Source organism: Pseudomonas sp. SR18 (assembly GCF_023701505.1).
Taxonomy (GTDB): Bacteria; Pseudomonadota; Gammaproteobacteria; order Pseudomonadales; family Pseudomonadaceae; genus Aquipseudomonas; species Aquipseudomonas cyclaminis.
The window spans coordinates 149,315-175,003 of sequence record NZ_JAMQAU010000014.1; the positions used below are offsets into that span (position 1 = coordinate 149,315).

28 protein-coding genes are annotated in these 25,689 nt (G+C 60.4%); 14 read left to right on the forward strand and 14 right to left on the reverse strand.

Features of this window, described 5'->3' with window-relative positions; translation table 11 throughout:
• The first annotated feature begins 244 nt into the window (after positions 1-244).
• Positions 245-1,345, forward strand: a complete 1,101-nt coding sequence (gbcB, locus tag NDJ82_RS20355) for a glycine betaine monooxygenase reductase subunit (protein WP_017738440.1) — start codon at positions 245-247, stop codon at positions 1,343-1,345.
• A gap of 56 nt (positions 1,346-1,401) precedes the next feature.
• Here the strand turns inward: gbcB and NDJ82_RS20360 are convergent, their stop codons facing one another.
• Together NDJ82_RS20360 and NDJ82_RS20365 are read right to left on the reverse strand one after the other, a co-directional pair.
• Positions 1,402-1,599: a hypothetical protein gene (locus NDJ82_RS20360; protein ID WP_250926172.1), complete on the reverse strand. Its 198-nt coding sequence runs from the start codon at positions 1,597-1,599 to the stop codon at positions 1,402-1,404.
• A 176-nt stretch (positions 1,600-1,775) separates the two neighbouring features.
• Positions 1,776-2,816 (reverse strand): threonine aldolase family protein, encoded by a 1,041-nt coding sequence (locus NDJ82_RS20365; protein ID WP_250926173.1) that lies wholly within the window; start codon positions 2,814-2,816, stop codon positions 1,776-1,778.
• Between the two features lie 90 nt (positions 2,817-2,906).
• Here NDJ82_RS20365 and NDJ82_RS20370 point away from each other — a divergent pair, with 90 nt between their 5' ends.
• The 8 genes from NDJ82_RS20370 to fdhA all read left to right on the forward strand — a co-directional run bounded on the left by NDJ82_RS20370 (position 2,907) and on the right by fdhA (position 12,655).
• On the forward strand, positions 2,907-3,635 hold the full coding sequence (locus tag NDJ82_RS20370) for a TraX family protein (protein WP_250926174.1): 729 nt from the start codon (positions 2,907-2,909) through the stop codon (positions 3,633-3,635).
• Between the two features lie 154 nt (positions 3,636-3,789).
• Entirely contained in the window at positions 3,790-5,043 is a 1,254-nt protein-coding gene (gene glyA / locus NDJ82_RS20375; protein ID WP_099585735.1) for a serine hydroxymethyltransferase, read from the forward strand.
• Positions 5,044-5,065: 22 nt separating this feature from the next.
• Positions 5,066-6,316 carry a sarcosine oxidase subunit beta gene (locus NDJ82_RS20380; protein WP_010207084.1) on the forward strand — a complete coding sequence of 417 codons (1,251 nt, stop codon included), beginning with the start codon at positions 5,066-5,068 and terminating at the stop codon, positions 6,314-6,316.
• 15 nt (positions 6,317-6,331) lie between these two features.
• Positions 6,332-6,634 carry a sarcosine oxidase subunit delta gene (locus NDJ82_RS20385; protein ID WP_065885450.1) on the forward strand — a complete coding sequence of 101 codons (303 nt, stop codon included), beginning with the start codon at positions 6,332-6,334 and terminating at the stop codon, positions 6,632-6,634.
• The gene (locus tag NDJ82_RS20390; protein WP_250926175.1) at positions 6,631-9,648 is read left to right on the forward strand and encodes a sarcosine oxidase subunit alpha; all 3,018 of its coding nucleotides are present in this window, start codon (positions 6,631-6,633) and stop codon (positions 9,646-9,648) included. Before NDJ82_RS20385 ends, NDJ82_RS20390 begins: the two co-directional genes overlap by 4 nt.
• Positions 9,649-9,772: 124 nt before the next feature.
• Positions 9,773-10,405, forward strand: coding sequence for a sarcosine oxidase subunit gamma (locus NDJ82_RS20395; protein ID WP_250926176.1), 633 nt, complete (start codon positions 9,773-9,775; stop codon positions 10,403-10,405).
• Positions 10,406-10,415: 10 nt separating this feature from the next.
• On the forward strand, positions 10,416-11,273 hold the full coding sequence (purU, locus tag NDJ82_RS20400; protein ID WP_016977808.1) for a formyltetrahydrofolate deformylase: 858 nt from the start codon (positions 10,416-10,418) through the stop codon (positions 11,271-11,273).
• Positions 11,274-11,455: 182 nt separating this feature from the next.
• Positions 11,456-12,655: a formaldehyde dehydrogenase, glutathione-independent gene (gene fdhA, locus NDJ82_RS20405; RefSeq protein ID WP_099585732.1), complete on the forward strand. Its 1,200-nt coding sequence runs from the start codon at positions 11,456-11,458 to the stop codon at positions 12,653-12,655.
• Positions 12,656-12,701: 46 nt separating this feature from the next.
• Here the strand turns inward: fdhA and NDJ82_RS20410 are convergent, their stop codons facing one another.
• The 8 genes from NDJ82_RS20410 to NDJ82_RS20440 form a co-directional block, all read right to left on the reverse strand.
• Positions 12,702-13,061 carry a hypothetical protein gene (locus NDJ82_RS20410; RefSeq protein WP_158878552.1) on the reverse strand — a complete coding sequence of 120 codons (360 nt, stop codon included), beginning with the start codon at positions 13,059-13,061 and terminating at the stop codon, positions 12,702-12,704.
• Positions 13,062-13,499 (reverse strand): hypothetical protein, encoded by a 438-nt coding sequence (locus NDJ82_RS27540; RefSeq protein ID WP_352230445.1) that lies wholly within the window; start codon positions 13,497-13,499, stop codon positions 13,062-13,064.
• On the reverse strand, positions 13,424-14,035 hold the full coding sequence (locus NDJ82_RS27545; protein ID WP_352230446.1) for a hypothetical protein: 612 nt from the start codon (positions 14,033-14,035) through the stop codon (positions 13,424-13,426). Before NDJ82_RS27545 ends, NDJ82_RS27540 begins: the two co-directional genes overlap by 76 nt.
• 134 nt (positions 14,036-14,169) lie before the next feature.
• Complete coding sequence (locus tag NDJ82_RS20420) at positions 14,170-14,529, reverse strand: hypothetical protein (protein WP_250926177.1); 360 nt, start codon at positions 14,527-14,529, stop codon at positions 14,170-14,172.
• Positions 14,530-15,504 carry a hypothetical protein gene (locus NDJ82_RS20425; protein ID WP_250926178.1) on the reverse strand — a complete coding sequence of 325 codons (975 nt, stop codon included), beginning with the start codon at positions 15,502-15,504 and terminating at the stop codon, positions 14,530-14,532.
• A 250-nt stretch (positions 15,505-15,754) separates the two neighbouring features.
• Positions 15,755-16,213 (reverse strand): anti-sigma factor domain-containing protein, encoded by a 459-nt coding sequence (locus NDJ82_RS20430; protein WP_112192609.1) that lies wholly within the window; start codon positions 16,211-16,213, stop codon positions 15,755-15,757.
• Positions 16,214-16,289: 76 nt separating this feature from the next.
• The gene (locus NDJ82_RS20435; RefSeq protein WP_112192608.1) at positions 16,290-16,967 is read right to left on the reverse strand and encodes an anti-sigma factor; all 678 of its coding nucleotides are present in this window, start codon (positions 16,965-16,967) and stop codon (positions 16,290-16,292) included.
• A complete protein-coding gene (locus NDJ82_RS20440) occupies positions 16,964-17,590 on the reverse strand; it encodes a sigma-70 family RNA polymerase sigma factor (RefSeq protein WP_250926179.1) in 627 nt (208 codons plus the stop codon). Before NDJ82_RS20440 ends, NDJ82_RS20435 begins: the two co-directional genes overlap by 4 nt.
• A gap of 130 nt (positions 17,591-17,720) precedes the next feature.
• Here NDJ82_RS20440 and NDJ82_RS20445 point away from each other — a divergent pair, with 130 nt between their 5' ends.
• Positions 17,721-18,293 (forward strand): DUF2780 domain-containing protein, encoded by a 573-nt coding sequence (locus NDJ82_RS20445; RefSeq protein ID WP_191946813.1) that lies wholly within the window; start codon positions 17,721-17,723, stop codon positions 18,291-18,293.
• Here the strand turns inward: NDJ82_RS20445 and yihG are convergent.
• Positions 18,290-19,177, reverse strand: a complete 888-nt coding sequence (gene yihG, locus NDJ82_RS20450; RefSeq protein WP_158878556.1) for a 1-acylglycerol-3-phosphate O-acyltransferase, YihG family — start codon at positions 19,175-19,177, stop codon at positions 18,290-18,292. The genes NDJ82_RS20445 and yihG overlap by 4 nt on opposite strands.
• A 172-nt stretch (positions 19,178-19,349) precedes the next feature.
• Between yihG and rloA2 the strand changes: the two genes are divergently transcribed.
• From rloA2 to creD, 4 genes are read left to right on the forward strand one after another with little or no spacing between them, the layout of a single operon-like run.
• Complete coding sequence (gene rloA2 / locus NDJ82_RS20455; RefSeq protein WP_099585724.1) at positions 19,350-19,850, forward strand: retropepsin-like aspartic peptidase RloA2; 501 nt, start codon at positions 19,350-19,352, stop codon at positions 19,848-19,850.
• Positions 19,851-19,859: 9 nt separating this feature from the next.
• Positions 19,860-20,528 (forward strand): two-component system response regulator CreB, encoded by a 669-nt coding sequence (creB, locus tag NDJ82_RS20460; RefSeq protein WP_099585723.1) that lies wholly within the window; start codon positions 19,860-19,862, stop codon positions 20,526-20,528.
• On the forward strand, positions 20,528-21,967 hold the full coding sequence (gene creC, locus NDJ82_RS20465; RefSeq protein ID WP_099585722.1) for a two-component system sensor histidine kinase CreC: 1,440 nt from the start codon (positions 20,528-20,530) through the stop codon (positions 21,965-21,967). Before creB ends, creC begins: the two co-directional genes overlap by 1 nt.
• 51 nt (positions 21,968-22,018) lie before the next feature.
• Positions 22,019-23,392, forward strand: a complete 1,374-nt coding sequence (gene creD, locus NDJ82_RS20470) for a cell envelope integrity protein CreD (RefSeq protein ID WP_099585721.1) — start codon at positions 22,019-22,021, stop codon at positions 23,390-23,392.
• A 162-nt stretch (positions 23,393-23,554) separates the two neighbouring features.
• Here creD and NDJ82_RS20475 read toward each other — a convergent pair whose 3' ends face one another.
• The 3 genes from NDJ82_RS20475 to NDJ82_RS20485 all read right to left on the reverse strand — a co-directional run bounded on the left by NDJ82_RS20475 (position 23,555) and on the right by NDJ82_RS20485 (position 25,631).
• Complete coding sequence (locus NDJ82_RS20475; RefSeq protein WP_191946815.1) at positions 23,555-24,184, reverse strand: glutathione S-transferase; 630 nt, start codon at positions 24,182-24,184, stop codon at positions 23,555-23,557.
• Between the two features lie 164 nt (positions 24,185-24,348).
• Positions 24,349-24,531: a hypothetical protein gene (locus NDJ82_RS20480; RefSeq protein WP_112192604.1), complete on the reverse strand. Its 183-nt coding sequence runs from the start codon at positions 24,529-24,531 to the stop codon at positions 24,349-24,351.
• Positions 24,528-25,631, reverse strand: coding sequence for a PepSY-associated TM helix domain-containing protein (locus NDJ82_RS20485; protein WP_250926180.1), 1,104 nt, complete (start codon positions 25,629-25,631; stop codon positions 24,528-24,530). Before NDJ82_RS20485 ends, NDJ82_RS20480 begins: the two co-directional genes overlap by 4 nt.
• Between the last annotated feature and the right edge of the window lie 58 nt (positions 25,632-25,689).

The window sequence follows — 25,689 nt, forward strand, 5'->3', positions numbered from 1 at the left end:
AGTGGCTAATCAGGTTTGCAGCAAGGCGTAAAGAAAGCGTCGTTGTTGGGAGTGAGTGTGGGGCCGGCGTTGCGACGATCCTTATCCATGGGCGACATGGCCCAATCTGATCCCGACGCGCAACCCCCTGTCGTTGGGGGCTGGTCGCGATAAGTATGTGAATGTCGCAGATAGGTAAATGGGTGGTTCTCGCGTTACGCAGAATCGCCACCATAAAGCCGAGCATCGGCAGTGGAGAATCAGCATGTCCAACAGTTTCCTGAATCCAGTAACCACCCAGACCTGGGCCAATGGTCGGCACATCGTCCGTTGCGTCAAAGTCATCCAGGAAACCTGGGACGTGCGCACCTTTTGCTTCATGGCCGACCAGCCGATCCTGTTCTTTTTCAAACCGGGGCAATTTGTCACCCTGGAGCTGGAAATCGAAGGCCAGCCGATCATGCGCTCCTACACCATTTCGAGCTCGCCGTCGGTGCCGTACAGCTTCTCGGTGACCATCAAGCGTGTGCCGGGGGGCAAGGTCTCCAACTGGCTGCACGACACGTTGCACGAAGGCCAGGAGTTGGCGGTGCACGGCCCGGTCGGGCTGTTCAATGCCATCGATTTCCCAAGCCCGAAAGTGTTGTACCTCAGCGGCGGCGTGGGGATCACGCCGGTGATGTCCATGGCGCGTTGGTTCTACGACACCAACGCCAATGTCGACATGACCTTTATCCACAGCGCCCGCTCGCCCAAAGACATCATTTACCACCGCGAGCTGGAGCACATGGCATCGCGGATCGACAACTTCAGCCTGCACCTGATCTGCGAAAAGCACGGCCTGGGCGAGCCTTGGGCGGGTTATCGCGGCTACCTGAACCACAAGATGCTCGAACTGATGGTGCCCGACTTCCTGGAGCGCGAAGTGTTTTGCTGCGGGCCGACGCCGTACATGAACGCGGTCAAGCGCCTGCTGGAAGTGGCTGGGTTCGACATGGCGCGCTATCACGAGGAATCCTTCGGTGCGACGCCGCCGGAAGCCCGTGCCGATGCGGTGGAACAAGCCGAACAAGCCGCCGACGCGCCGGAAGTCGACTTGGCGGACCTGCATCAGGTGGAATTCATTGCGTCAGGCAAGAGCATTCGCGTGGCGCCGGGCGAAACCGTGCACGCAGCGGCGGCCAAGCTTGGGCTGTTGATTCCGAAAGCCTGCGGCATGGGGATATGCGGGACGTGCAAGGTGATGAAGCTGGGTGGCGAGGTGGAGATGGAGCACAACGGTGGGATTACCGAAGAAGACGAAGCCGAAGGTTACATCCTCTCGTGCTGCAGCGTGCCGAAGGGTGACGTGCGCATCGAGTTCTGACTAACAGCGCCGGTCTGAAATGTGGGAGAGGGCAAGCCCCCTCCCACAGTCAGTGCTTAACGCACAAACAGGTTGATGATGTACGCCCCGGATGCTGTCATTTCGAATTCTTTACCGGTCACGGTAAAGAGTCGTGAAGGCTCGATGATGGTATCGCCGACGTTCGCCAACTTTCGAAGATCGTCCAGGCTGACGAGTGTGGCGTTGGTGTCGTTCCGGAGTTGCGAATCAGTGGTGTAGCTTTGAATTTCCATGGTGTTGCCCTCGATAGGATTTCCTTTTCCAGCCGACAATTCGGCAGGCAGTCAGCCCCGATATAACGCGTCCGTTCAATCGGGGTGACGAGATCCTAACCAAGGCAAGGGGTAGATAGATACTGTCAGAAATACGTACAAACAGTCTCTGAAAATGCGCTGGAAGGCCCGTGGTTTCAGGCTTCCATCACTTTCCGAATATCCGCGGCTAATTCTCTTACACGCTCTTCCTCGGTATCCCACGCACACATGAAGCGCGCGCCACCTTTGCCGATAAAGGTGTAGAAGCGCCAACCCTTGGCCGTCAGCGCCGCAATGGCCGGTTCGGAGAGTTGCAGGAACACACCATTGGCCTGCACCGGGAACATCAGTTCCACCCCCGGAATATCCGCTACCAGGCTGCTCAGCAGTTGTGCGCAATGGTTGGCGTGACGTGCGTGTTTGAGCCAGGCGTCGTTCTCCAGCAGGCCCACCCACGGGGCGGACAAAAAGCGCATCTTCGACGCGAGCTGGCCGGCCTGTTTGCAGCGGTAGTCGAAGTCTTCGGCCAGCTTGTGGTTGAAGAACAGGATGGCTTCACCCACGGCCATGCCGTTTTTGGTACCACCAAAGCACAGCACGTCGACGCCTGCTTTCCAGGTCAGGTCGGCCGGCGAGCAGCCGAGGAATGCGCAGGCGTTGGAGAAGCGTGCGCCGTCCATGTGCAGGTTCAGGCCCAGCTCTTTGCAGGTGGCGCTGATGGCGCGGATTTCTTCCGGGGTGTACACGCTGCCGACTTCGGTGGCCTGGGTCAGGGTCACGGCGCGCGGCTTGGGGTAGTGGATGTCCTGACGCTTGAGGGCGATCTCGCGGATCGACTCCGGGGTCAGCTTGCCGTTTTCAGTGCGGGCGACGAGCAGCTTGGAGCCGTTGGAGAAGAACTCCGGCGCGCCGCATTCGTCGGTTTCGACATGGGCCGTTTCCGAGCAAATCACGCTATGGTAGCTCTGGCACAAGGACGACAGCGCCAGTGAGTTGGCGGCAGTGCCGTTGAAGGCGAAGAACACTTCGCAGTCGGTTTCAAACAGATTGCGGAAACCGTCGGCGGCGCGGTGGGTCCATTCATCATCGCCATAGGCGCGTTGATGGCCCTGGTTGGCTTGTTCCATGGCGGCCCAGGCTTCCGGGCAGATGCCGGAGTAGTTGTCACTGGCGAATTGTTGGCTCTTGTCGGTCATGGCCCATTCCTGTGGTCGATGTTGGTGCGCACTGTAACCAAGATTGTCGCGGGTGCGCACGCTCTGTAAATGCAAAGTCACTGGGGAATTATGCACGGGACTGAAACGATGCCTGTCGGACGTGTCCGCGATGGCGCTTTGGATTTGCTCAAGTGGTTGGCGCTGCTGTGCATGGTGCTGGATCACCTGCGCTATGTCGGCTTGAGCCTGGACGGCCTGTACGTGCCGGGGCGCCTGGCGTTCCCGTGGTTTTGCCTGGCGATTGCAGCGAACCTGCATCGCACCCGGCATGCACCGGTGACCGGCCATTGGCGTTACCTGGCATGGCTGCTGCTGTTCAGTGTGATCAGCGAAGTGCCGTATCGGTTGTTTATCGAGGATGCCGATACGTTGAACGTTCTACCCACGTTGGCGCTGGGGTTGCTGGTTGCCCGAGGATTGCAGCAGAAGGCGGTGGTTGATCGAGGATTGGCGCTGATCGCCGTCACGATAGCGGCTTTGTTTTCATCCCACTTAATGTTCGGTTTCTTTGGTGTATTGCTGCCATTGGCGATGCTGCTGGTGTTTCGCCGGCCTTGGTATTTCAGTGTGTTGCCGGGATTGGTCTGCGTGGCCGCCAATCAGTGGCAAATCCTGCTCAACAGCGGCACGCTGGTGGCGCTGCTGGGATTGGCTGCATGCCTGATTGCGCCATTGGCCGGATTGGTCTTATTACGACATGCCACAAGCATCTCACCACCCGCCATGCGCCGCTGGGCGTACAGCCTCTATCCCCTGCATTTCTTCCTGCTGCTACTCGTCCGCCAGACTATCGCCTAACCCCCTCCCACATTTGTTGTGTGTTGTTCCGGCAATGTCGTAAACGCACCTTTGCGTGGCGTGCGTAGGCATTTGATCTACCAGCGCCAGCCCTACCATCGCATCAAAGGGCCCTGCGAGGGCCTCAACAATACGAAAGGCTGGGAGAGACGCGATGTTCAGCAAGAAAGACCAGATCCAGGGTTATGACGATGCACTGCTGGCGGCGATGAATGCCGAGGAGCAGCGTCAGGAAGATCATATCGAGCTGATCGCGTCGGAGAACTACACCAGCAAGCGCGTGATGGAAGCTCAAGGCAGCGGCCTCACTAACAAATACGCCGAAGGTTACCCGGGCAAGCGCTACTACGGCGGCTGCGAGCACGTGGACAAGGTTGAAGCCCTGGCCATCGAACGCGCCAAGCAGCTGTTCGGCGCCGATTACGCCAACGTGCAGCCACACTCCGGTTCGTCCGCCAACAGCGCCGTGTACCTGGCGCTGATCAATGCCGGCGACACCATCCTGGGCATGAGCCTGGCCCATGGCGGTCACTTGACCCACGGCGCCAAAGTGTCGTCCTCGGGCAAGCTGTACAACGCGGTGCAGTACGGCATCAACACCGACACTGGCCTGATCGACTACGACGAAGTCGAGCGCCTGGCTGTCGAGTGCCAGCCGAAAATGATCGTGGCTGGTTTCTCGGCCTACTCCAAGACCCTGGATTTCCCGCGCTTCCGTGCCATTGCTGACAAAGTCGGCGCGCTGCTGTTCGTCGACATGGCCCACGTCGCCGGCCTGGTCGCCGCTGGCCTGTACCCGAACCCGCTGCCGTACGCCGACGTGGTCACCACCACCACTCACAAGACCCTGCGCGGTCCACGTGGCGGCTTGATCCTGGCCAAGGCCAATGAAGCCATCGAGAAGAAGCTCAACGCCGCCGTATTCCCTGGTGCCCAGGGTGGCCCGCTGATGCACGTGATCGCCGGCAAGGCCGTGTGCTTCAAGGAAGCGGCTGAGCCTGGCTTCAAGGCCTACCAGCAACAAGTGATCGACAACGCCCAGGCCATGGCCGGCGTGTTTATCAAACGCGGCTACGATGTAGTGTCCGGCGGCACCGATAACCACCTGTTCCTGGTCAGCCTGATCCGTCAGGGCCTCACCGGCAAAGACGCAGACGCCGCTCTCGGTCGCGCCCACATCACCGTCAACAAGAACGCCGTGCCGAATGACCCACAGTCGCCATTTGTGACCTCGGGCCTGCGCATCGGCACCCCGGCGGTGACCACGCGTGGTTTCAAAGTGGCGCAGTGTGTCGAGTTGGCTGGCTGGATCTGCGACATCCTCGACAACCTCGGCGACGCCGATGTCGAGGCCAACGTGGCCAAGCACGTGTCTGCCCTGTGCGCTGATTTCCCGGTTTATCGCTGAGCGCGGTTTTGGAGTAATGACTATGCAACGCTACTCGGGCTTCGGCCTCTTCAAGCACTCCCTCAGCCATCACGAAAACTGGCAGAAGATGTGGCGCACGCCGACCCCGAAAAAGGTCTACGACGTGGTCATCGTCGGCGGTGGCGGGCATGGTCTGGCGACCGCGTACTACCTGGCCAAGGAACACGGCATCACCAATGTGGCCGTGGTCGAGAAAGGCTGGCTGGGCGGCGGTAACACCGCGCGCAACACCACCATCGTACGTTCCAACTACCTGTGGGACGAGTCGGCGCACCTGTACGAACACGCGATGAAACTGTGGGAAGGCCTGTCCCAGGACCTGAACTACAACGTGATGTTCTCCCAGCGTGGCGTGTACAACCTGTGCCACACCCTGCAAGACATCCGTGATTCCGAGCGTCGCGTCAGCGCCAACCGCCTCAACGGCGTGGACGGTGAACTGCTCAACGCCAAACAAGTAGCCGACGAGATTCCGTACCTCGACTGCTCGAAAAACACCCGCTACCCGGTACTCGGCGCCACCGTGCAAAGGCGCGGCGGCGTGGCCCGTCACGATGCCGTGGCCTGGGGCTTTGCCCGCGCCGCTGACGCACTCGGCGTGGACTTGATCCAGCAGACCGAAGTGATCGGCTTCCGCAAGGAAAACGGCGTGTGTATCGGCGTGGAAACCAACAAAGGCTTTATCGGCGCCAAGCGCGTCGGTGTGGTGACGGCGGGTAACTCCGGTCATATGGCGTCGCTCGCGGGCTTTCGCCTGCCGATCGAATCCCACCCGCTGCAAGCGTTGGTGTCGGAGCCGATCAAGCCGATCATCGACAGCGTGATCATGTCCAACGCAGTGCACGGCTACATCAGCCAGTCCGACAAGGGCGACCTGGTGATCGGCGCCGGTATCGACGGCTACAACGGCTACGGCCAGCGTGGTTCGTACCCGGTGATCGAACACACCATCCAGGCCATCGTCGAGATGTTCCCGGTGCTGTCGCGGGTGCGCATGAACCGTCAGTGGGGCGGCATCGTCGACACCACGCCGGACGCTTGCCCGATCATCTCCAAGACGCCGGTACCGAACATGTTCTTCAACTGCGGTTGGGGCACCGGTGGTTTCAAGGCCACGCCTGGCTCAGGCAACGTATTTGCCGCGAGCCTCGCCAAGGGTGAAATGCACCCGCTGGCCGCACCTTTCTCCATCGACCGTTTCCATAACGGTGCGTTGATCGACGAACACGGCGCTGCGGCTGTCGCCCACTAACAGGAGAAATTTCCTATGTTGCATATCTTCTGTCCTCACTGTGGCGAACTGCGCTCCGAAGAGGAATTCCACGCCTCCGGCCAAGCGCACATCCCGCGCCCGCTGGACCCGAATGCCTGCACCGATGCGGAGTGGGGCGACTACATGTTCTTCCGCGATAACCCCCGTGGCCTGCACCACGAGCTGTGGATCCATGCCGCCGGTTGCCGTCAGTACTTCAACGCCACCCGCGACACCGTCACCTACGAAATTCTTGAAACCTACAAGATCGGTGAGAAGCCACAATTCACCGCCAAGGCCTCTGGAGAGAAGGTATGAGCCAGATCAATCGCCTGTCCAACGGTGGCCGGATCGACCGTAATAAAGTCCTGACGTTTACCTTTAACGGCCAGAGCTACAAAGGCTTTGAAGGCGACACCCTGGCCGCAGCCCTGCTGGCCAATGGCGTCGACATCATCGGCCGCAGCTTCAAATACTCGCGTCCTCGCGGCATCTTTGCTGCGGGCGCTGAAGAGCCAAACGCGGTGCTGCAGATCGGCGCCACCGAAGCCACGCAAATTCCCAACGTGCGCGCCACGCAACAGGCGTTGTACCAGGGCCTGGTCGCCACCAGCACCAACGGCTGGCCGAACGTCAACAATGACGTGATGGGCATTCTCGGCAAGGTTGGCGGCAAGCTGATGCCGCCGGGTTTCTACTACAAAACCTTCATGTACCCGCAATCGTTCTGGATGACCTACGAGAAGTACATCCGTAAGGCAGCAGGCCTTGGCCGCTCGCCAACCGAGAACGACCCGGACACCTACGACAACTTCAACCGTCACTGCGACGTGCTGATCGTGGGCGCAGGCCCTGCCGGCCTGGCGGCTGCACTGGCGGCTGCGCGCAGCGGTGCCCGCGTGATCATCGCCGATGAGCAGGAAGAGTTCGGCGGGTCCTTGCTGGACTCGCGTGAAAGCCTCGACGGCAAGCCAGCCGCTGAATGGGTTGCCAGCGTCATCGCCGAATTGAAAGCCCTGCCGGACGTGGTGCTGCTGCCCCGCGCCACCGTCAACGGCTACCACGACCATAACTTCCTGACCATTCACGAACGACTCACCGATCACCTCGGTGACCGTGCGCCGATCGGCGTGGTGCGTCAGCGCATCCACCGTGTGCGCGCCAAGCGTGTCGTGCTGGCGACTGGCGCGTGCGAACGTCCGCTGGTGTACGGCAACAACGACGTGCCGGGCAACATGCTGGCCGGTGCGGTCTCGACTTACGTGCGTCGCTACGGCGTGGCGCCGGGCAAGAAACTGGTGCTGTCGACCAACAACGACCACGCCTACCGCGTCGCGCTGGACTGGCTCGACGCCGGCCTGCAAGTGGTTGCCGTGGCTGATGTGCGCCACAACCCACGTGGCGCGCTGGTGGAAGAAGCCCGCGCCAAAGGCATTCGTATCCTCACCGGCAGCGCTGTGGTCGAAGCCCGTGGCACCAAGCGCGTGACCGCTGCACGGATTGCCGCGATTGACGTCAAGGCACATAAAGTCAGCAGCCCTGGCGAGTGGCTGGACTGCGACCTGGTGGCCAGTTCCGGGGGCTACAGCCCGGTGGTTCACTTGGCCTCGCACCTGGGCGGCAAGCCGACCTGGCGTGAAGACATCCTCGGTTTTGTTCCGGGCGAAGCACCGCAGAAACGTGTGTGTGTCGGTGGCATCAACGGCGTCTACGGCCTCGGTGATTCCCTGGCGGACGGTTTTGAAGGCGGCGTTCGCGCGGCCAGCGAAGCCGGTTTCGCTCCGGTGGAAGGCACGCTGCCAAAAGCCCTGAGCCGTCTGGAAGAGCCAACCCTGGCGATCTACCAAGTGCCGCACGACAAACCTACCGCACGGGCGCCGAAGCAATTCGTCGACCTGCAAAACGACGTCACCGCGGCCGCCATCGAACTGGCCACCCGCGAAGGTTTCGAGTCGGTCGAGCACGTCAAACGCTACACCGCGCTGGGCTTCGGCACCGACCAGGGCAAGCTGGGTAACGTCAACGGCCTGGCCATCGCCGCCCGCTCGCTGAACGTGACCATCCCGCAGATGGGCACCACCATGTTCCGTCCCAACTACACGCCGGTGACTTTCGGCGCGGTGGCGGGCCGTCACTGTGGGCACATCTTTGAACCGGTGCGTTACACCGCGCTGCAAGCCTGGCACGTGAAAAACGGCGCTGAGTTTGAAGACGTCGGCCAGTGGAAACGCCCATGGTACTTCCCGCGTAACGGTGAAGACCTGCACGCCGCCGTCAAACGCGAATGCCTGGCCGTGCGCGACAGCGTCGGCCTGCTCGATGCGTCGACCCTCGGCAAGATCGACATTCAAGGCCCGGATGCCCGCGAGTTCCTCAACCGCATCTACAGCAACGCCTGGACCAAGCTCGACGTGGGCAAGGCGCGCTACGGCTTGATGTGCAAGGAAGACGGCATGGTCTTCGACGACGGCGTCACCGCCTGCATCGCCGACAACCACTTCCTGATGACCACCACCACCGGCGGCGCGGCTCGCGTTCTTCAGTGGCTGGAAATCTACCAACAGACCGAATGGCCGGACCTCAAGGTGTACTTCACGTCGGTCACCGACCACTGGGCAACCATGACCCTGTCCGGCCCCAACAGCCGCAAGCTGCTGAGCGAAGTGACCGACATCGACCTGGACAAGGACGGCTTCCCGTTCATGACCTGGAAAGAAGGCCTGGTGGGCGGTGTTCCAGCGCGGGTGTTCCGTATCTCGTTCACCGGTGAGCTGTCGTACGAAGTCAACGTGCAAGCCGACTACGCCATGGGCGTGCTGGAAAAAATCGTCGAGGCCGGCAAAAAGTACAACCTGACCCCGTACGGCACCGAAACCATGCACGTCCTGCGGGCCGAGAAGGGCTTCATCATCGTCGGCCAGGACACCGACGGCTCGATGACCCCGGACGACCTGAACATGGGCTGGTGCGTTGGCCGCACCAAACCGTTCTCGTGGATCGGCTGGCGCGGCATGAACCGTGAAGACTGCGTGCGCGAAGAGCGTAAGCAACTGGTGGGCTTGAAGCCGATCGACCCGACCGTGTGGCTGCCGGAAGGCGCGCAGTTGGTGTTCGATCCGAAGCAGACGATCCCGATGAAGATGGTCGGCCACGTCACCTCAAGTTATGCACACAACTCCCTGGGTTATTCGTTTGCCATGGGCGTGGTGAAGGGCGGCTTGAAGCGCATCGGTGAGCGGGTGTTCTCACCGCAGGCGGATGGCAGTGTGATCGAGGCGGAGATTGTGTCTTCGGTGTTCTTTGACCCTAAGGGTGATCGGCAGAACATCTGATAGACCGAGTTGCCTGCATCGGGGGCAAGCCCCCTCCCACATTTTGAAATGCATTCCCCTGTGGGAGGGGGCTTGCCCCCGATGAGGCCATCAGCCTCACAACAGAATTCAGAACAGGTGCTTTATGACAGCAGCCAATGTCTACCAACAACGCCCCACCAACGGCGCCAAGGCCGAATCCTCGCTGCACCACGCCGACCTCGCCAGCCTGGTCGGCAAGGGCCGCAAGAACGCCGGCGTGACCGTGCGTGAAAAGAAGCTCCTCGGTCACCTGACCATTCGTGGCGACGGCCATGACGCGGCCTTCGCCGCCGGCGTGCACAAGGCCCTGGGCATCGAACTGCCCGGCGGCCTGCAAGTCATCATCAAAGGTGAAACCAGCCTGCAATGGCTCGGCCCGGATGAGTGGTTGCTGATCGTGCCGAGCGGTGAAGAATTCGCCGCCGAGCAAAACCTGCGTGCTGCGCTGGGCGATTTGCATATCCAGATCGTCAACGTCAGCGGCGGCCAGCAGATTCTTGAGCTGAGCGGCCCGAACGTGCGCGACGTGCTGATGAAGTCCACCAGCTACGACGTGCATCCCAACAACTTCCCGGTGGGCAAGGCAGTGGGCACGGTGTTCGCCAAGTCGCAACTGGTGATCCGCCACACGGCTGAAGACACTTGGGAACTGCTGATCCGTCGCAGTTTCTCGGATTACTGGTGGCTGTGGCTGCAGGACGCCTCTGCCGAATTCGGCCTGAGTGTTCAAGCCTGAGGAATGACCCATGAGCCGCGCCCCTGATACATGGATTTTGACTGCCGACTGCCCCAGCGTGCTCGGCACGGTGGACGCGGTCACCCGCTACCTGTTCGAGCAGGGTTGCTACGTCACCGAGCACCATTCGTTCGATGATCGCCTCTCGGGCCGGTTTTTTATTCGAGTGGAATTCCGCCAGCCCGACGGCTTCGACGAGCAGGGTTTCCGCGATGGCCTGGCCACTCGCGGTGAAGCCTTTGGCATGATCTTCGAGCTGACGGCGCCGAACTACCGGCCAAAAGTGGTGATCATGGTCTCCAAGGCCGATCACTGCCTCAACGACCTGTTGTACCGCCAGCGCATCGGCCAACTGTCGATGGACGTGGTCGCGGTGGTGTCCAACCACCCCGATCTGAAACCTTTGGCCGACTGGCATCAGATTCCCTACTACCATTTCCCCCTCGACCCCAACGACAAACCGTCCCAGGAGCGTCAAGTGTGGCAAGTGGTGGAAGATACCGGCGCCGAACTGGTGATCCTTGCGCGCTACATGCAAGTGCTGTCGCCGGAGCTGTGCCGCAAGCTGGATGGCAAGGCCATCAATATTCACCACTCGTTGTTGCCGGGGTTCAAGGGCGCCAAGCCTTACCACCAGGCGTACAACAAGGGCGTGAAACTGGTGGGCGCCACGGCGCATTACATCAATAACGATCTGGACGAAGGCCCAATCATCGCCCAAGGCGTGGAAGTGGTGGATCACAGCCACTATCCCGAGGATTTGATTGCCAAGGGGCGGGACATCGAAGGGCTGACATTGGCGCGGGCAGTGGGGTATCACATTGAGCGGCGGGTGTTCTTGAATGCCAATAGAACTGTGGTGCTCTGACTGACGCCATCGGGAGCAAGCCCCCTCCCACCTTTTGAATTGTGAATACCTTCAAATGTGGGAGGGGGCTTGCCCCGATGAGGCCCAACAAACAACACAAGAAACAGCATCTGTACCCGAGCATTTAACGCGCTGCCCCCAAGGGCAACGTAGTTCCATAAAAACAACAGCGAGGTGAAAGCATGTCTGGTAATCGTGGTGTCGTGTATCTCGGCAACGGCAAGGTCGAAGTACAGAAAATCGACTATCCCAAAATGCAGGACCCCCGTGGCAGGAAGATTGAGCACGGCGTCATCCTGCGCGTGGTTTCCACCAACATCTGCGGCTCCGACCAACACATGGTGCGCGGCCGCACCACTGCCCAGACCGGCCTGGTGCTCGGTCACGAGATCACTGGCGAAGTGATCGAAATGGGCAAAGGCGTCGAAAACCTGAAAATCGGCGACCTGGTCTCGGTACCGTTCAACGTCGCCTGCGGCCTGTGCCGCTCCTGCAAGGAACAACACACCGGCGTGTGCCTGAGCGTCAACCCGGCCCGTCCGGGCGGTGCCTACGGCTACGTCGACATGGGTGACTGGACCGGTGGTCAAGCCGAATACGTGCTGGTGCCGTACGCCGACTTCAACCTGCTGAAACTGCCGGACCGCGACAAGGCCATGGAAAAAATCCGCGACCTGACGTGCCTTTCCGACATTTTGCCGACCGGCTATCACGGCGCCGTGACCGCTGGCGTTGGCCCGGGCAGCTCCGTCTACATCGCCGGTGCCGGTCCCGTGGGCCTTGCGGCTGCCGCTTCCGCACGCTTGCTCGGTGCGGCCGTGGTGATCATCGGCGACGTCAACCCGATCCGTCTTGCCCACGCCAAGGCGCAGGGTTTTGAAATTGCCGACCTGTCCACCGACACACCGCTGCACGAGCAGATTGCCGCGCTGCTCGGCGAGCCCGAAGTGGACTGCGCCGTCGATGCCGTAGGCTTCGAAGCACGCGGCCACGGCCACGACGGCGTCAAGGCCGAAGCCCCGGCCACCGTACTCAACTCGCTGATGGGCGTGGTGCGTGTAGCGGGCAAGATCGGTATCCCTGGCCTCTACGTCACTGAAGATCCAGGCGCCGTCGACGCCGCCGCCAAAATGGGCAGCCTGAGCATTCGTTTTGGCCTGGGCTGGGCCAAGTCCCACAGCTTCCACACGGGTCAGACGCCGGTGATGAAGTACAACCGCCAGTTGATGCAGGCGATCATGTGGGACCGGATCAACATCGCCGAGATCGTTGGCGTGCAGGTGATCAGCCTGGATGACGCGCCGCGTGGGTACGGCGAGTTCGATGCGGGTGTGCCGAAGAAGTTTGTGATTGATCCGCATAAGTTGTTTAGTGCGGCGTAAACGATAGATAAGGGCGACCCTCGGGTCGCCCTTGTTTTATACGATTTCAATCCACTATAAGCATCCCAGTGATGGCGATGCCTATAAGGGCGAGGCAAGTAACGAGTGTTGGTATGACCATCCAATACTTGAGGCGAGGTGGTATTTTCTCAACGTCCTCAACAAGTACCATCCCCCTCCATTGAAATATTTTGGGGATGAGAATAACGGTTGCCATAGCGAATACGCGTTGGGGTCTTCCTTCAAAATGCGCATGACGAAAGGTGTGCCTGCATCCGACTATAAAAGTGCTGTATTTCATATAGCGCTCAGCGGCATCAAGTTTTTTGTACATGGCAGAAAATATGATCGGGAAGCTCAATAACAAAAGGGCGAATGAGCCCACCGCAAAGTATTCTTGGTTCATTCAATTCTCCACAGCCTGATAGAGAATGTTACCCACCCATTCTCCACCCGTGCCTCCGAGCGTGCCAAACGCGAGTCCGCCCGCAGTACCGCCGACGATGGCGCAAACCAAAGCTCCGGCGCCAGCCGTTGGTATGCCAAAAACAATCGCGCAGGCGGCGATACCGACAAGAGGTCCAAGTGTTCCACCCGCAGATGCGCCGCCAACACTGCCCACCAACTTTGAGCCTTCAACATATTTCGCCCGTGTACATTCTTGCTCACGCCCGGTGGAACACGCCTCCGCTATCTCCATCGCCGTCGACCCCACATCCATCGCAAGACCAATATAAGTGCCTTTCTTCAATATCTGCGACGCCCTGGCTACCCGCTTGATCGTCTCCTCGTACCCGCGAATCTCCCCGTAGTGCCAATAACTCTTACTGGAAATTCCCAGCATTTTTTAATCGAACCTTCGTTTTTCAAGCCCGTCCCCAACCGTGCCAATCCTGAAAGTTGACCATCCAGCTTCGCAAACAAAGCCCTGCGCTTAGCCAGAAATTCATTTCTCGCACTCACGGTACCGCTCCTCAGGTACTGCTTATGCAACTCATCGATTTCCTTGAGCGTCTGCTCGACGTGCGTCAGGTGCTTGCTCCAAGCACTGCTCACGCTACCGATGCCCAAAGACGCATGGGACATGATGGCCTGTAACTGATCGTAGTTTTTGATCAGGAATTGATCAGTGGCGGAGTGTGCCAACAAAGCATGTTTGATGTTAGCGGCTGATTGCATCAAGCGAGCTTCTTCAGCGGTACAAGCAGCGGTTCGGCTGTCCCCGATAATGACCAATTGCCCAGGCAGCACGACGGTGTTGCGAATGTGCTGGTTGAGGATGTCGAACTTGGTTTGGGTATTGGGGTTGAGCGAGAGGCTCAGTTTGAGCAACGGATAAGGCTGCGGCCGTTCATTGATAAATGCATAGGCTCCCTGCATAACGTGCACCTCCAGGACTGTGGCGCACGACTATATGAAGATGCCAAAGCGGGTGTAAGAAGCTGGCCGAGATGTTGGGAGTGTTTCGGAAATGGACTACGAAGAATTAGGCTTGCACCTACCTTTTGTGGAGATCAGGCTTTTATTAACAGCCAACTGATAAACATCGTCAGGGCTGATAGATGGGTAATAAGTGAGGGTATAACCATCCAGTATCTGAGGCGTCTCGGGATCTTTTCAACATCCTCCGTGAGTATCAGGTTTCTCCACTGAAAAAGTTTTGGCAGAAGAATAACCGTGGCCACGACATAGAGGCGCACGTGTCTACCCTCAAAGGGCAAACGGCGCAGAGTAAGTCGATTCCCCACGATGTATGCGCTGTATCGCAGATAGTGTTCTGCTGCATCGAGCTTATCGAACATGACATAAAAGTTGAGCGGGAGGCTGAGTAGCATGATGGCTCCTGACAACATGCCAATAGATACGGGGTCCATTCAGTCTCCCCAGGTTTTGTAGAGAAAGGTGCCCGCTTCTTTATCTACGTCGCTCGCGGCGGAGCCTAGGGCAAACCCTCCTGCAGCGCCTCCTACGATTGCGCAGGCCAGCGCCCCGGCGCCGGCTGTAGGTATGCCAAAAACAAGCATGCAGGCACCGATCCCGATAGCCGCGCCAATGTTACCTCCTGCGTATGCACCGCCAACGGCAAACACCAATTTGCCTCCTTCAACATACTTCGCTTGCGTACATTCTTGCTCGCGCCCGGTGGAGCAAGCCTCCGCTATCTCCAGCGTAGTCGCTCCAATATCCAGGGCGATCCCGATATAAGTGCCTTTTTTCAACATCTCCGAGGCCCTGGCTACCCGCTTGATCGTCTCCTCGTACCCGCGAATCTCCCCGTAGTGCCAATAACTCTTACTGGAAATTCCCAGCATTTTTTTAATCGAACCTTCGTTTTTCAAGCCCGTCCCCAACCGTGCCAATCCTGAAAGTTGACCATCCAGCTTCGCAAACAAAGCCCTGCGCTTAACCAGAAATTCATTTCTCGCATTCACGGTACCGCTCCTCAGGAACTGCTTATGCAACTCATCGATTTCCTTGAGCGTCTGCTCGACGTGCGTCAGGTGCTTGCTCCAAGCACTGCTCACGCTGCCGATGCCCAAAGACGCATGGGACATGATGGCCTGCAACTGATCGTAGTTTTTGATCAGAAATTGATCAGTGGCGGAGTGAGCCAATAAAGCATGTTTGATGTTAGCGGCTGATTGCATCAAGCGAGCTTCTTCAGCGGTACAAGCGGCGGTTCGGCTGTCCCCGATAATGACTAATTGCCCAGGCAGCACGACGGTGTTGCGAATGTGCTGGTTGAGGATGTCGAACTTGGTTTGGGTATTGGGGTTGAGCGAGAGGCTCAGTTTGAGTAACGGATAAGGCTGCGGCCGTTCATTGATAAATGCATAGGCTCCCTGCATAACGTGTACCTCCAGGACTGTGGCGCACGACTATAAGAAGGCGCTACAAGCGAGGTAAGACGCATGCAGGGGCGGTTTTAACGTTTCGGAAATGGACTACTTAAGTCCAGGCGCATGCCTACGATCCCATCAGCTGATGAAGATCAAATGTGGGAGGGAGCTTGCTCCCGATGACGGTGGGTCAGCACACATAGGCTGCCTGACACTCCGCCATCGGGGGCAAGCCCCCTCCCACACGGGTTTTACGCTATCAGCGAATAGCCAGTGCGCCCTGGTACACCGTCGGGCCTGTCGGTTGCTTACTCAGCGAACCGCCTTTGGTTTCCGCACTCACCATCAATTCCACCGGCTGGCTGATGCTCGCCTGCTGGCGCGGGTTCAAGCCGATGATGCCTTGGCCATCCTCCGGCAACAGCCCCAGCGAAACCGGCTGGCCACCTTCGGGCATGGCCCACAGCTCCAGGCTTTGGTCGGGTGCCGGGGCAGTGGCGGCGATGGGTTCGACTTCGAGGTAATCCTTATGCGCCCTGATTTGCGCAGCCGGTTGCTGGGTGGTGGTCACCAGGGTGGCGGCGGATTGGACGTTGTCTTGAGTGTAGAGTGCGCCGCCGAGGCCGCTGAGGAGGGCCACGCAGACGCCGATAAGCAGGCGGGGGCGGTTCCAGAATGGGGGCTTCTGTTCAATCACTGTGGGACGTGTCGCGCTCATTGAGATTTTCCTGACAGGGCTTTCACACTTGTCATTGACCCCGATGGGCGCGATGGGTTCCTGGCCCCGGTTCAGCTCACAGTGATGCCAATTGGCCTTGATACAGCACCGGCCCGGTTGGTTGACCGGTCGGCGAGCCACCCCGAGGCTCCAGGCTCACGGCCAGGGTCAGCGGCGCTGTCAGCAGCGCTTGCTGTTCCTTGCTCAACTGGATTCGACCCTTGCCGGCAGCCGGTACCAGCCCCAGTGAGATGGGTTTGCCACCGGGCGGGATGACCCACAGCTCCAGGTCTCGCGTCGGCTCTACCGCAGCCAAGGCCAGCGGTTCGATTTGCAGGTGGTCGCTAAACGCCTGGATGTGCAGCGCCGGTTGCTGGTCGGCGGCGACCAGCGTGGCGTTGTATTCCACGGATGTGTCGCGCTGGTAAAGCAGGCCGACCAGCACCGCGAGCACGACCCCAAAGGCTGCCGCCAACAGGCGCAGGTTCATCCAGAACGGTTTCTGCGCCGGCACATGCAGCACTTGCGGCTCGATCCGCGCGTTGATGGCTGCCCATACATGCTCAGGCACCGGCCGCTCGGGCAGGCCGCCGGTCAGGCTGGCAAGCGTTTGCTGCCAATGACCCAGTTCGACGCGCAATGCGGCATCGTCCAGCAAGAGGGCATCAAAACGCCGACGGGCGGTGGCGGGCATCAGGCCGATGGCGTAGTCGGCGGCCAGGGCGCGGCGCAGGGCTGTGGTTTGGTAGTTCATGATTCGAGGCACCTGCGCAGGCGTTCCATGCCGCGGCGAATCCAGGATTTGACCGAGCCCAGCGGCGCGGCCAAGTGTTCGGCCAACTCCGAGCACGACAGGCCCTGGAAGTACGCCGCCGTGATCGATTGACGCTGCATGCCGTCGAGGGTGTCGAGGCAGCGGTTGAGGGCGCGGGCGTCGCGTTCGCTGTCGAGCAGGTCGTGGGCGCTGGGGCTTTCGTCGAGCAAGGCGTCTTCTTGACCGTCGGCCAGGGGCTGTTCGCGGCGTTTACGCAGTTGGTCGATGGCCAGGTTGCGGGTGATGTTGATCATCCAGGTCATCGGCGCAGCCAAGTGGGCTTCGTAACGCGAGGCGTTGTACCAGATGCGTATGAAGGCTTCCTGCAGCACCTCTTCAGCCAGGTCCTGGCGGCCCATGAAGCGCATGGCCACGCCGTGCAGACGTGGCGATACAGTGCGATAGAGCGTTTCGAACGCTTGGCGATTGCCCAAGGCGCATTGGGCCAGCAGGGGCCGCAACGGGTCAGCATCGGTGAGGGTAATAGGGCTTCTCCAGGCTCTCTTTCGAGGGCGACGGGACTGCGCACGGTAGGCAGAGGTTAGTCCAGCTTGGGCATTCATTCCATCCTGCTCCGGGCGGGGTATGAAGCCTATACGTAGGGTAGGGCGATTCGGATGCGGGCATGGGAACAATCCTCCGGAATACCCAGTCAAACGCCTGCTTTCGCACCTATATCCAGAGGTTGTTTCAATGAAGATTTCACGCGGTTTCGCCCTTTCCTGTCTGATGACCCTGGCGGCAACCCCGGTGTTTGCCGCAGGCTTCAGCCTCGGCGACGCGGCCAATGCCATTTCCGGTATGCAGGGCGGCAGCAACAAAGCCGCTGCCGCCGCGCCGTCTTCCGAGACGGCCGGCCTGCTGAGCGCCCTGACCTCGCAACTCAATATCACCCCCGAACAAGCCGTTGGCGGTACTGGCGCCATGCTGGGCCTGGCCAAGAATAAACTGAGCGGCAACGATTACTCGCAGTTGGGCAGCAGCGTGCCTGGCCTGGATCAGCTATCGGGCAACAATGCCCTGGGCAGCCTCGGTGCCTTGAGCGGGATGCTCGGCCAGACCGGCGGCAGCAAGACCAGCGGCCTGGACGGCCTGCTGGGTAATGTGAAGAGCACCAACGACCTCAACACCGCGTTCAGCGCGCTGGGCATGGACAGTGGCATGATCGGTCAATTCGCCCCGGTGATCCTGCAGTACCTGGGCGGCCAGGGTGCCAGCAGTTCCGTGCTGGGCAAGCTGGCCGAGGCCTGGGGCACCGGCAGCTAAGTCGATTCCGCGCGCAGTTGCCCGATGCGCGCGTCCTTCTCCTTCCAGAGCTGGTTGACCCAGTTCTGGACGGTCTGGCGAAACGCCGGATCGTTCTCGTAATCCCCCTGCCACAACGCCGGGTCCAGCTCACGGGTACGGATATCAATGATCACCTTCGGCACTGCGCCGCTGATCAAGTCCCAGAACCCCGGAATCTTCTGCTGCGGATAGACCACCGTGACGTCGAGGATCGCGTCCAGTTGTTCACCCATCGCCGCCAGCACAAACGCCACGCCGCCCGCCTTGGGCTTGAGCAACCGCGTGAAGGGTGAACCCTGCTGCGTGCGCTTGGCCTCGGTGAACCGCGTACCTTCCAGGTAATTGACCACCGTCACCGGCTGGCGCTTGAACAGCTCGCAGGCCTCTTTGGTGATTTTAAGATCCTGCCCCGCCAGTTCCGGATGCTTGGCCAGGAATGCCTTGCTGTAGCGCTTCATGAACGGGTAATCCAGCGCCCACCAGGCGAGGCCCAGGAAGGGCACCCAGATCAATTCTTTTTTCAGGAAGAACTTGAAGAACGGCGTACGCCGGTTAAGCGCCTGGATTAGCGCCGGAATATCCACCCAGGATTGGTGGTTGCTGATGACCAGATACGAGGTGTCACTGCGCAAGTCGTCGCCGCCGCGAATGTCCCATTGGGTGGGGATGCAGCGTGCGAAGATCAGCTTGTCGATCTCGGCCCAGGTCTCGGCGATCCACATCACCGCCCACGACATGTAATCACGTGAGCGCCCCGGAGCCACCAGCTTGAGCAGGGCGAACACCAGCAAGGGGCCGATCAGGATCAGCGTATTGAGTAACAGCAGCAGGGTGACCAGACAGCCGGTGAGCAGGCGGCGCATAAGCAACTCTTAGGATCTTGTGGGCGGGCCATGATAAGAGAGCTGAGTCTAGAGGCCAAATCGCAAAACGCCTGACGAATGTTTCACAAGGCACCGGGTACGGTAGGAAGACTAACTAACAGTCACTTTTGCGGTCTAGAATCCGCCTACTTAATTCAAGGAAACCACCTACGTGAAATCTATCCTTGCCTTGCTTGCCCTCGTTGCGCTGCCCGTCATGGCCGCCGAGCCGACTCTTTACGGTCGCTACGAATACATCCAGTTGCCGGAGATCGGCGAAACCTTCAAGGCCAAGATGGACACCGGCGCGCTGACCGCCTCGCTGTCGGCCCGCGACATCGAAACCTTCACCCGTGATGGCGACGATTGGGTGCGCTTCCGCCTCGGCGGCAAGGACGCTTCCAACAAAGTCTACGAACACAAAGTCTCGCGCATCAGCAAGATCAAGAGCCGCGCCGACGAAGACGACGACAAGGACGAAGCCAGCGTGGCCAAGCGTCCGGTGATCGATCTGGAAATGTGCCTGGGCGACGTCAAGCGCACCGTCGAGGTCAACCTTACCGACCGCAGCAGCTTCAACTACCCGTTGCTGATCGGCGCCAAGGCCCTGCGTGAATTTGGCGCAGCGGTAAACCCGGCCCGTCGGTACACTGCCGACAAACCGGACTGCTGACAGACCCAAATGCCCCACATCCTGATTGTCGAAGACGAAGCGGCGATAGCCGACACGCTGATATTCGCCCTGCAAGGCGAGGGTTTCACCACCACCTGGCTGAGTCTCGGCCAGGAGGCGTTGGCCCATCAGCGCCAGAGCCCCGCCGACCTGATCATCCTCGACATCGGCCTGCCCGACATCAGCGGGTTTGAAACCTGCAAGCAATTGCGCCGTTTCACCGAAGTGCCGGTGATGTTCCTCAGCGCCCGCGATGGCGAAATCGACCGCGTGGTGGGGCTGGAAATCGGCGCTGACGATTATGTGGTCAAGCCGTTCAGCCCTCGGGAAGTGGCGGCGCGGGTCAAGGCGATCCTCAAGCGGGTCGGCCCTGGCGTTGCACCGCCAGTGTTCCAGGTGGATCTGGAACGCATGCAGATCCACTATCGCGGCCAGCCCCTGAACCTCACGCGCCATGAGTTCCGCCTGCTGCAAAGCCTGCTGGAGCAACCCGAGCGGGTGTTCAGCCGCGAGCAGTTGCTCGATGCGGTGGGTGTACCGGCGGATGCCGGCTACGAGCGCAATATCGACAGCCATATCAAAAGCCTGCGCAGCAAACTGCGTAGCGTGGCGGCGCAGGCCGAGCCGATCCAGACCCATCGCGGCCTGGGCTACAGCTACAGCCCGAGCAACAGCTGATGCGCCTGGGGCTGCGGATTTTCCTGGTGTACGCGCTGTTTATCGGCCTTACCGGTTACTTTGTGCTCAGCACCGTCATGAAGGAAATCCGCCCCGGCGTCCGCCAGTCCACCGAAGAAACCCTGGTGGACACCGCCAACCTGTTGGCCGAGATCCTGCGCGACGACGTGAAAAACCGCACCCTTGGCCAAAGCCACTGGCAGGAACTGCTCAAGGCCTACGGCAACCGCCAGCCGGGCGCGACCATCTGGGGCCTGCCGAAAAACCAAGTCAACCACCGCATCTACGTCACCGACGCCAAGGGCATCGTGTTGCTCGACTCCACGGGCCAGGCGGTGGGCCAGGACTACTCCAAATGGAACGATGTCTACCTCACCCTGCGCGGCGAATACGGCGCCCGTTCCACCCGCAGTGATGTGGATGACGCCACGTCATCGGTGATGCACGTGGGCGCGCCGATCCGCGACAACGGGCAGATCATCGGCGTGGTCACCGTGGCCAAACCCAATAGCTCATTGCAGCCTTACGTGGATCGCACCGAGCGGCGCCTGCTGTGGTACGGCGCCGGTTTGGTCATCCTGGGCCTGCTGCTGGGCGCGCTGTTGTCGTGGTGGTTGAGCGTCGCGCTACGGCGGCTGACGGCCTATGCCGAGGCGGTCAGTGAAGGGCGGCGCGCCGAGTTGCCTCACTACCGTGGCGGCGAGTTGAAGCAGTTATCCACCGCCGTGGAGCACATGCGCACGCAACTGGAGGGCAAGGCCTACGTCGAGCATTACGTGCACACCCTGACCCATGAATTGAAAAGCCCGCTGGCGGCGATTCGCGGTGCGGCGGAATTGTTGCAGGGCGACATGACCCGCGAGCAGCAGCAGCGTTTTGTCGGCAATATCGACAGCGAAAGCGCACGCCTGCAACAGTTGATCGAGCGCCTGCTGAACCTGGCGCAAGTGGAACAACGCCAGGGCCTGGAGGAGCAGGCAAGTATCGCGCTGGCGGCCTTGGTCGACGAAGTGCTCAAGGCCCAATGTGCACGGATCGAAAGCGCCGGCTTGCGAGTGGAGCAGACGATCGCGGCGGATGTGAAGGTGTTCGGCGAGCCCTTTCTGCTGCGCCAGGCGCTGGGCAATCTGCTGGAGAACGCGTTGGATTTCACACCGCCGGGCGGCCTGTTGAAATTCGCGGCGCAGACGCACCACAACGCAGTGCAGGTGAGCCTGTTCAACCAGGCTGCGCCGATTCCCGACTACGCCTTGCCGCGTCTGAGCGAACGCTTTTATTCGCTGCCACGCCCGGCCAGCGGACGAAAAAGCACGGGCCTGGGTCTGAACTTTGTCGAGGAAGTGATGAAGCTCCACGGTGGCGCATTGCAGATCGGTAACGTCCCCGGCGGCGTGCGCGTGGAACTGCATCTCCACACAGTCTCCACATTGCCCACATAAAACCCCCACACACGCGGCCCACTCTCCCTCCATCAAAACAGGGAGAGACCCATGAACCGCAGCCTGCTTTTCAAACTTGGCGCGATTGCGCTGCTGATTCTGCTGTTGCTGATTCCGTTGCTGATGATCAACGGCATCATCAGCGACCGCCAGCAACTGCGCGACGGCGTACTGATGGACATCGCCCGCAGCTCCAGCTACGCCCAGCGCCTCACCGGCCCGGTGATGGTGGTGCCGTATCGCAAAACCGTGCGCGAGTGGAAGCTCAATGAAAAACTCAACAAGCGCTACGAAGAAACCCGTGAAGTGCGTGGTCGTTTGTACTTCCTGCCGGAGCGTTTTGAGCTCGATGGCAAGGTGCAGACCGAACTGCGCGCACGGGGCATTTACCAGGCGCGACTGTTCCATGCCGACAACCGCATCAGCGGGCGTTTTGTGCTGCCGGAGCAGTGGGGCATTACCGAGAACTATGCCGATTACCGTTTTGAACCGGCGTTTCTGGCGGTGGGCATCAGCGATATTCGCGGCATCGAAAACGCACTGAAACTGGAACTGGGCAGCCAGCGCCTGGAGTTCTCGCCGGGCAGCCAGGTGGGCTGGCTGGGCGAGGGTGTACACGTCGAACTGCCGGCGCAGGACAACAAGAAACCGGCCGCCATGGACTTCGCCTTTGACCTGCGCCTGCAAGGCACCGAACAACTGCAAGTGGTGCCGGTGGGCAAGACCAGCCAGGTGTCGCTGGCCTCCAATTGGCCGCACCCGAGCTTTATCGGCAACTTCCTGCCGGCTCAGCGCGAGGTTACCGACCAAGGTTTTACCGCCAACTGGCAGACCTCGTTCTTCTCCACCAACCTTGAAGAAGCCCTGCGCGGTTGCCTGTCCGAAAACAGCTGCGAGGACTTCAACAGCCGCAGCTTCGGCGTGAACTTCATCGACCCGGTGGACCAGTACCTCAAGAGCGACCGTGCGATCAAATACGCACTGCTGTTTATCGCCCTGACCTTTGCCGGCTTCTTCCTGTTCGAAGTGCTCAAGAGCCTGGCGGTGCACCCGATTCAATACGCCTTGGTGGGCGTGGCGCTGGCGTTCTTCTACCTGCTGCTGTTGTCGCTGTCCGAGCACTTGGGCTTTGCCCTGGCGTACCTGATCTCGGCGAGTGCCTGTGTGATGTTGATCGGCTTTTATGTGTGCCACGTGCTGCGCAGCGTCGTCCATGGCCTGGGGTTTTCGGCGGGGTTGGCGGCGTTGTATGGCTTGTTGTACGGACTGTTGAGCGCCGAGGATTACGCGCTGCTGATGGGGTCGTTGTTGCTGTTCGGTCTGCTGGGTACGGTGATGGTGCTGACGCGTAAGCTGGACTGGTATGGCGTGGGCAAGCGCAAGGAGGTTGAGCCGTTGGTGTTTGATCTGGAGGCAGTGCAATGATCGGGTTGCGCGAGGATCAGCAAATGAAGGCAACATTGGTGTCACGGATTGACCGGCTATTTTTTGTGGCGAGCGAGCTTGCTCCCGCTGGGGTGCGAAGCGGCCCTCAAGAAGGGGACTGCTGCGCAGTCCAGCGGGAGCAAGCTCCCTCGCCACGAAACCTCACATGGGTGGTTGGGTCTGCTGCATCGACGGCCGCTGGCTGACCTCGGCGTACCACGCAGCTAGCTTGGGATTATCCAACCGCCACTGCATGTCCGGATGGCGAAAGTCCAGATAACCCAAGGCGCAGGCCACGCTGATGGCGGCGATGTCGAAGTGGCTGGTCAGTTCGGCAATCGCGTCCTGCTCCAATTCGGCAAGGGCGCGACGGATCTTGTTACGCTGCTCGTCGAGCCACGGAGTCCAGTGTTTTTCTACCGGGCGCAGGGTGGTTTCGTAGCGCACCAGCACGGCGGCATCCATGATGCCGTCGGCCATCGACGCCAGGGTCAGGCGGCGCCAGCGGGCCGAGCCATCACGGGGGATCAGCGGGTTGCCTACATGCTGGTGATCCAGGTAATCGAGGATCACCCGGCTGTCGTGTAATACCGTGCCGTCCGCCAGGCGCAGGGCCGGGATTTTGCCCACGGGGTTGCCTTGCACCACCTGAGCATCCGGGTTAACCGGGGTCGGCATGCACCCTTGCAGGGCGACGCGATCCTGCTGGCCGGTTTCGATCAGCAGCACGCGGACTTTACGCACGAAGGGTGAAGCCGGGTTATGAAACAAGGTCATGCTGGGAGCGGACATGGGCATTCCTCTGAATAGGCTGGGGCTAGCCTAGAGGGTTGCGCGGTGGCTGGCGAGGGGGATTGTGGGGGTTTTTATGGGTCTCATCGGGGCAAGCCCCCTCCCACACTTGAACGTGTTCACAAATCAGAATGTGGGAGGGGGCTTTCCCCCCGATAAGGCCCTCAGTCGCGCCGCTTGAACAACCCCCACGCACCTATGGCGGCAGGTATGCCCAGCCCGAGCCAACTCAACGAATCCCACAGCCCATCCCCCAGCAGCGCCGCAAACAACCCGGCGGCGCTGAGCAGGCCAATCCCCAGCGGAAGGCCAAACACCTTCCAGAAATTCGACTGACGCGGCTTCATGCCTTGCCTGCCTTGCGTCGCACGATCCACAGGTAAATCCCGCTGATCAGCACCACGATGGTCAACACATCCAGCACCGCCCACAGGATCTTCATCGGCATGCCGCCGTAATCACCGAAGTGCAGCGGCTGGGACATGCCCATGGCGTCCATGTACCACGGGCGTTCGGCGATGGCGGTGACGGCCAGGGTATTGGCGTCGATCAGCACCGGCGTGAGCAGGTGCGAGGTCAGGTGCGTACTGCCCTTCATGAACACCGCGTAATGGTGCTCGCTGGAAAAGCGCGTGCCGGGGAAGGCGATAAAGTCCGGCCGCATGCCAGGGGCGGCCTTGGCGGCGATGGTCAGCAGTTCCGTTGCAGGCGCACGCAGGGTCAGCGGCGGAGCGTTCTTGTAGGGTTCGATCAAGGCGTTGAGGCTGTCCTGGCGCCAGGCGGCGATGATCAGGTCGGCGCAGGCGCTGATCACGCCGGTCACGCCCACCACCAGCGCCCAGGTCAGGGTGACCACGCCAATCAGGTTGTGCAGGTCGAGCCAGCGCAGGCGTGTGGATTTGTCCTGGCGCACGGTGGCGAACTTCAAGCGACGCATGAACGGCAGGTACAACACCGTGCCGGAGATGATCGCCAGCACAAACAACACGCCCATGAACGCCAGCAGCAACTTGCCGGGCAACCCGGCGAACATATCCACATGCAGGCGCAGCAGGAACAGCGTGAAACCGCCATTGGCCGAGGGCATTTCCACCGCATCGCCAGTGCGCGCGTCGAGCATGAAGGTGTGGGACGAATTGGGCTCGGTGCCGGCGGTGGCGGCCATGATCGCGATCACGCCGTTCTGATCGTCCTCGTCCCAGGCCAGGTATTGCATGGCTTCGCCGGGTCGATGGGCCTCTGCTTTGGCGACAAGCTGCTCCAGGTTGAGCTGCGGCGTATCGGCAGGCATCTGTGCCAGCGTGGGCTCGTTGCCCAGCAGATGGTCGATCTCATGGTGAAACACCAGCGGCAGGCCAGTGAGGGCGAGCAGCAGGAGGAATACGGTGCAGATCAGGCTGGTCCAGGTGTGGAGGAAGGACCAGCGGCGGATGGTTTTGCTTTTCATCACGGCTCCAAAAGGCAAAAGGGCCGCGGTTCAGGCGGCCCTTCATCAGCGGTTTTTC

Bases quoted from the DNA above. Each gene is read 5' to 3' on its own strand.
- gbcB (WP_017738440.1), top strand. From the start codon at position 245: ATGTCCAACAGTTTCCTGAATCCAGTAACCACCCAGACCTGGGCCAAT.
- NDJ82_RS20360 (WP_250926172.1), bottom strand. From the start codon at position 1,599: ATGGAAATTCAAAGCTACACCACTGATTCGCAACTCCGGAACGACACC.
- NDJ82_RS20365 (WP_250926173.1), bottom strand. From the start codon at position 2,816: ATGACCGACAAGAGCCAACAATTCGCCAGTGACAACTACTCCGGCATC.
- NDJ82_RS20370 (WP_250926174.1), top strand. From the start codon at position 2,907: ATGCACGGGACTGAAACGATGCCTGTCGGACGTGTCCGCGATGGCGCT.
- glyA (WP_099585735.1), top strand. From the start codon at position 3,790: ATGTTCAGCAAGAAAGACCAGATCCAGGGTTATGACGATGCACTGCTG.
- NDJ82_RS20380 (WP_010207084.1), top strand. From the start codon at position 5,066: ATGCAACGCTACTCGGGCTTCGGCCTCTTCAAGCACTCCCTCAGCCAT.
- NDJ82_RS20385 (WP_065885450.1), top strand. From the start codon at position 6,332: ATGTTGCATATCTTCTGTCCTCACTGTGGCGAACTGCGCTCCGAAGAG.
- NDJ82_RS20390 (WP_250926175.1), top strand. From the start codon at position 6,631: ATGAGCCAGATCAATCGCCTGTCCAACGGTGGCCGGATCGACCGTAAT.
- NDJ82_RS20395 (WP_250926176.1), top strand. From the start codon at position 9,773: ATGACAGCAGCCAATGTCTACCAACAACGCCCCACCAACGGCGCCAAG.
- purU (WP_016977808.1), top strand. From the start codon at position 10,416: ATGAGCCGCGCCCCTGATACATGGATTTTGACTGCCGACTGCCCCAGC.
- fdhA (WP_099585732.1), top strand. From the start codon at position 11,456: ATGTCTGGTAATCGTGGTGTCGTGTATCTCGGCAACGGCAAGGTCGAA.
- NDJ82_RS20410 (WP_158878552.1), bottom strand. From the start codon at position 13,061: ATGAACCAAGAATACTTTGCGGTGGGCTCATTCGCCCTTTTGTTATTG.
- NDJ82_RS27540 (WP_352230445.1), bottom strand. From the start codon at position 13,499: ATGCTGGGAATTTCCAGTAAGAGTTATTGGCACTACGGGGAGATTCGC.
- NDJ82_RS27545 (WP_352230446.1), bottom strand. From the start codon at position 14,035: ATGCAGGGAGCCTATGCATTTATCAATGAACGGCCGCAGCCTTATCCG.
- NDJ82_RS20420 (WP_250926177.1), bottom strand. From the start codon at position 14,529: ATGGACCCCGTATCTATTGGCATGTTGTCAGGAGCCATCATGCTACTC.
- NDJ82_RS20425 (WP_250926178.1), bottom strand. From the start codon at position 15,504: ATGCAGGGAGCCTATGCATTTATCAATGAACGGCCGCAGCCTTATCCG.
- NDJ82_RS20430 (WP_112192609.1), bottom strand. From the start codon at position 16,213: ATGAGCGCGACACGTCCCACAGTGATTGAACAGAAGCCCCCATTCTGG.
- NDJ82_RS20435 (WP_112192608.1), bottom strand. From the start codon at position 16,967: ATGAACTACCAAACCACAGCCCTGCGCCGCGCCCTGGCCGCCGACTAC.
- NDJ82_RS20440 (WP_250926179.1), bottom strand. From the start codon at position 17,590: ATGAATGCCCAAGCTGGACTAACCTCTGCCTACCGTGCGCAGTCCCGT.
- NDJ82_RS20445 (WP_191946813.1), top strand. From the start codon at position 17,721: ATGAAGATTTCACGCGGTTTCGCCCTTTCCTGTCTGATGACCCTGGCG.
- yihG (WP_158878556.1), bottom strand. From the start codon at position 19,177: ATGCGCCGCCTGCTCACCGGCTGTCTGGTCACCCTGCTGCTGTTACTC.
- creB (WP_099585723.1), top strand. From the start codon at position 19,860: ATGCCCCACATCCTGATTGTCGAAGACGAAGCGGCGATAGCCGACACG.
- creC (WP_099585722.1), top strand. From the start codon at position 20,528: ATGCGCCTGGGGCTGCGGATTTTCCTGGTGTACGCGCTGTTTATCGGC.
- creD (WP_099585721.1), top strand. From the start codon at position 22,019: ATGAACCGCAGCCTGCTTTTCAAACTTGGCGCGATTGCGCTGCTGATT.
- NDJ82_RS20475 (WP_191946815.1), bottom strand. From the start codon at position 24,184: ATGTCCGCTCCCAGCATGACCTTGTTTCATAACCCGGCTTCACCCTTC.
- NDJ82_RS20480 (WP_112192604.1), bottom strand. From the start codon at position 24,531: ATGAAGCCGCGTCAGTCGAATTTCTGGAAGGTGTTTGGCCTTCCGCTG.
- NDJ82_RS20485 (WP_250926180.1), bottom strand. From the start codon at position 25,631: ATGAAAAGCAAAACCATCCGCCGCTGGTCCTTCCTCCACACCTGGACC.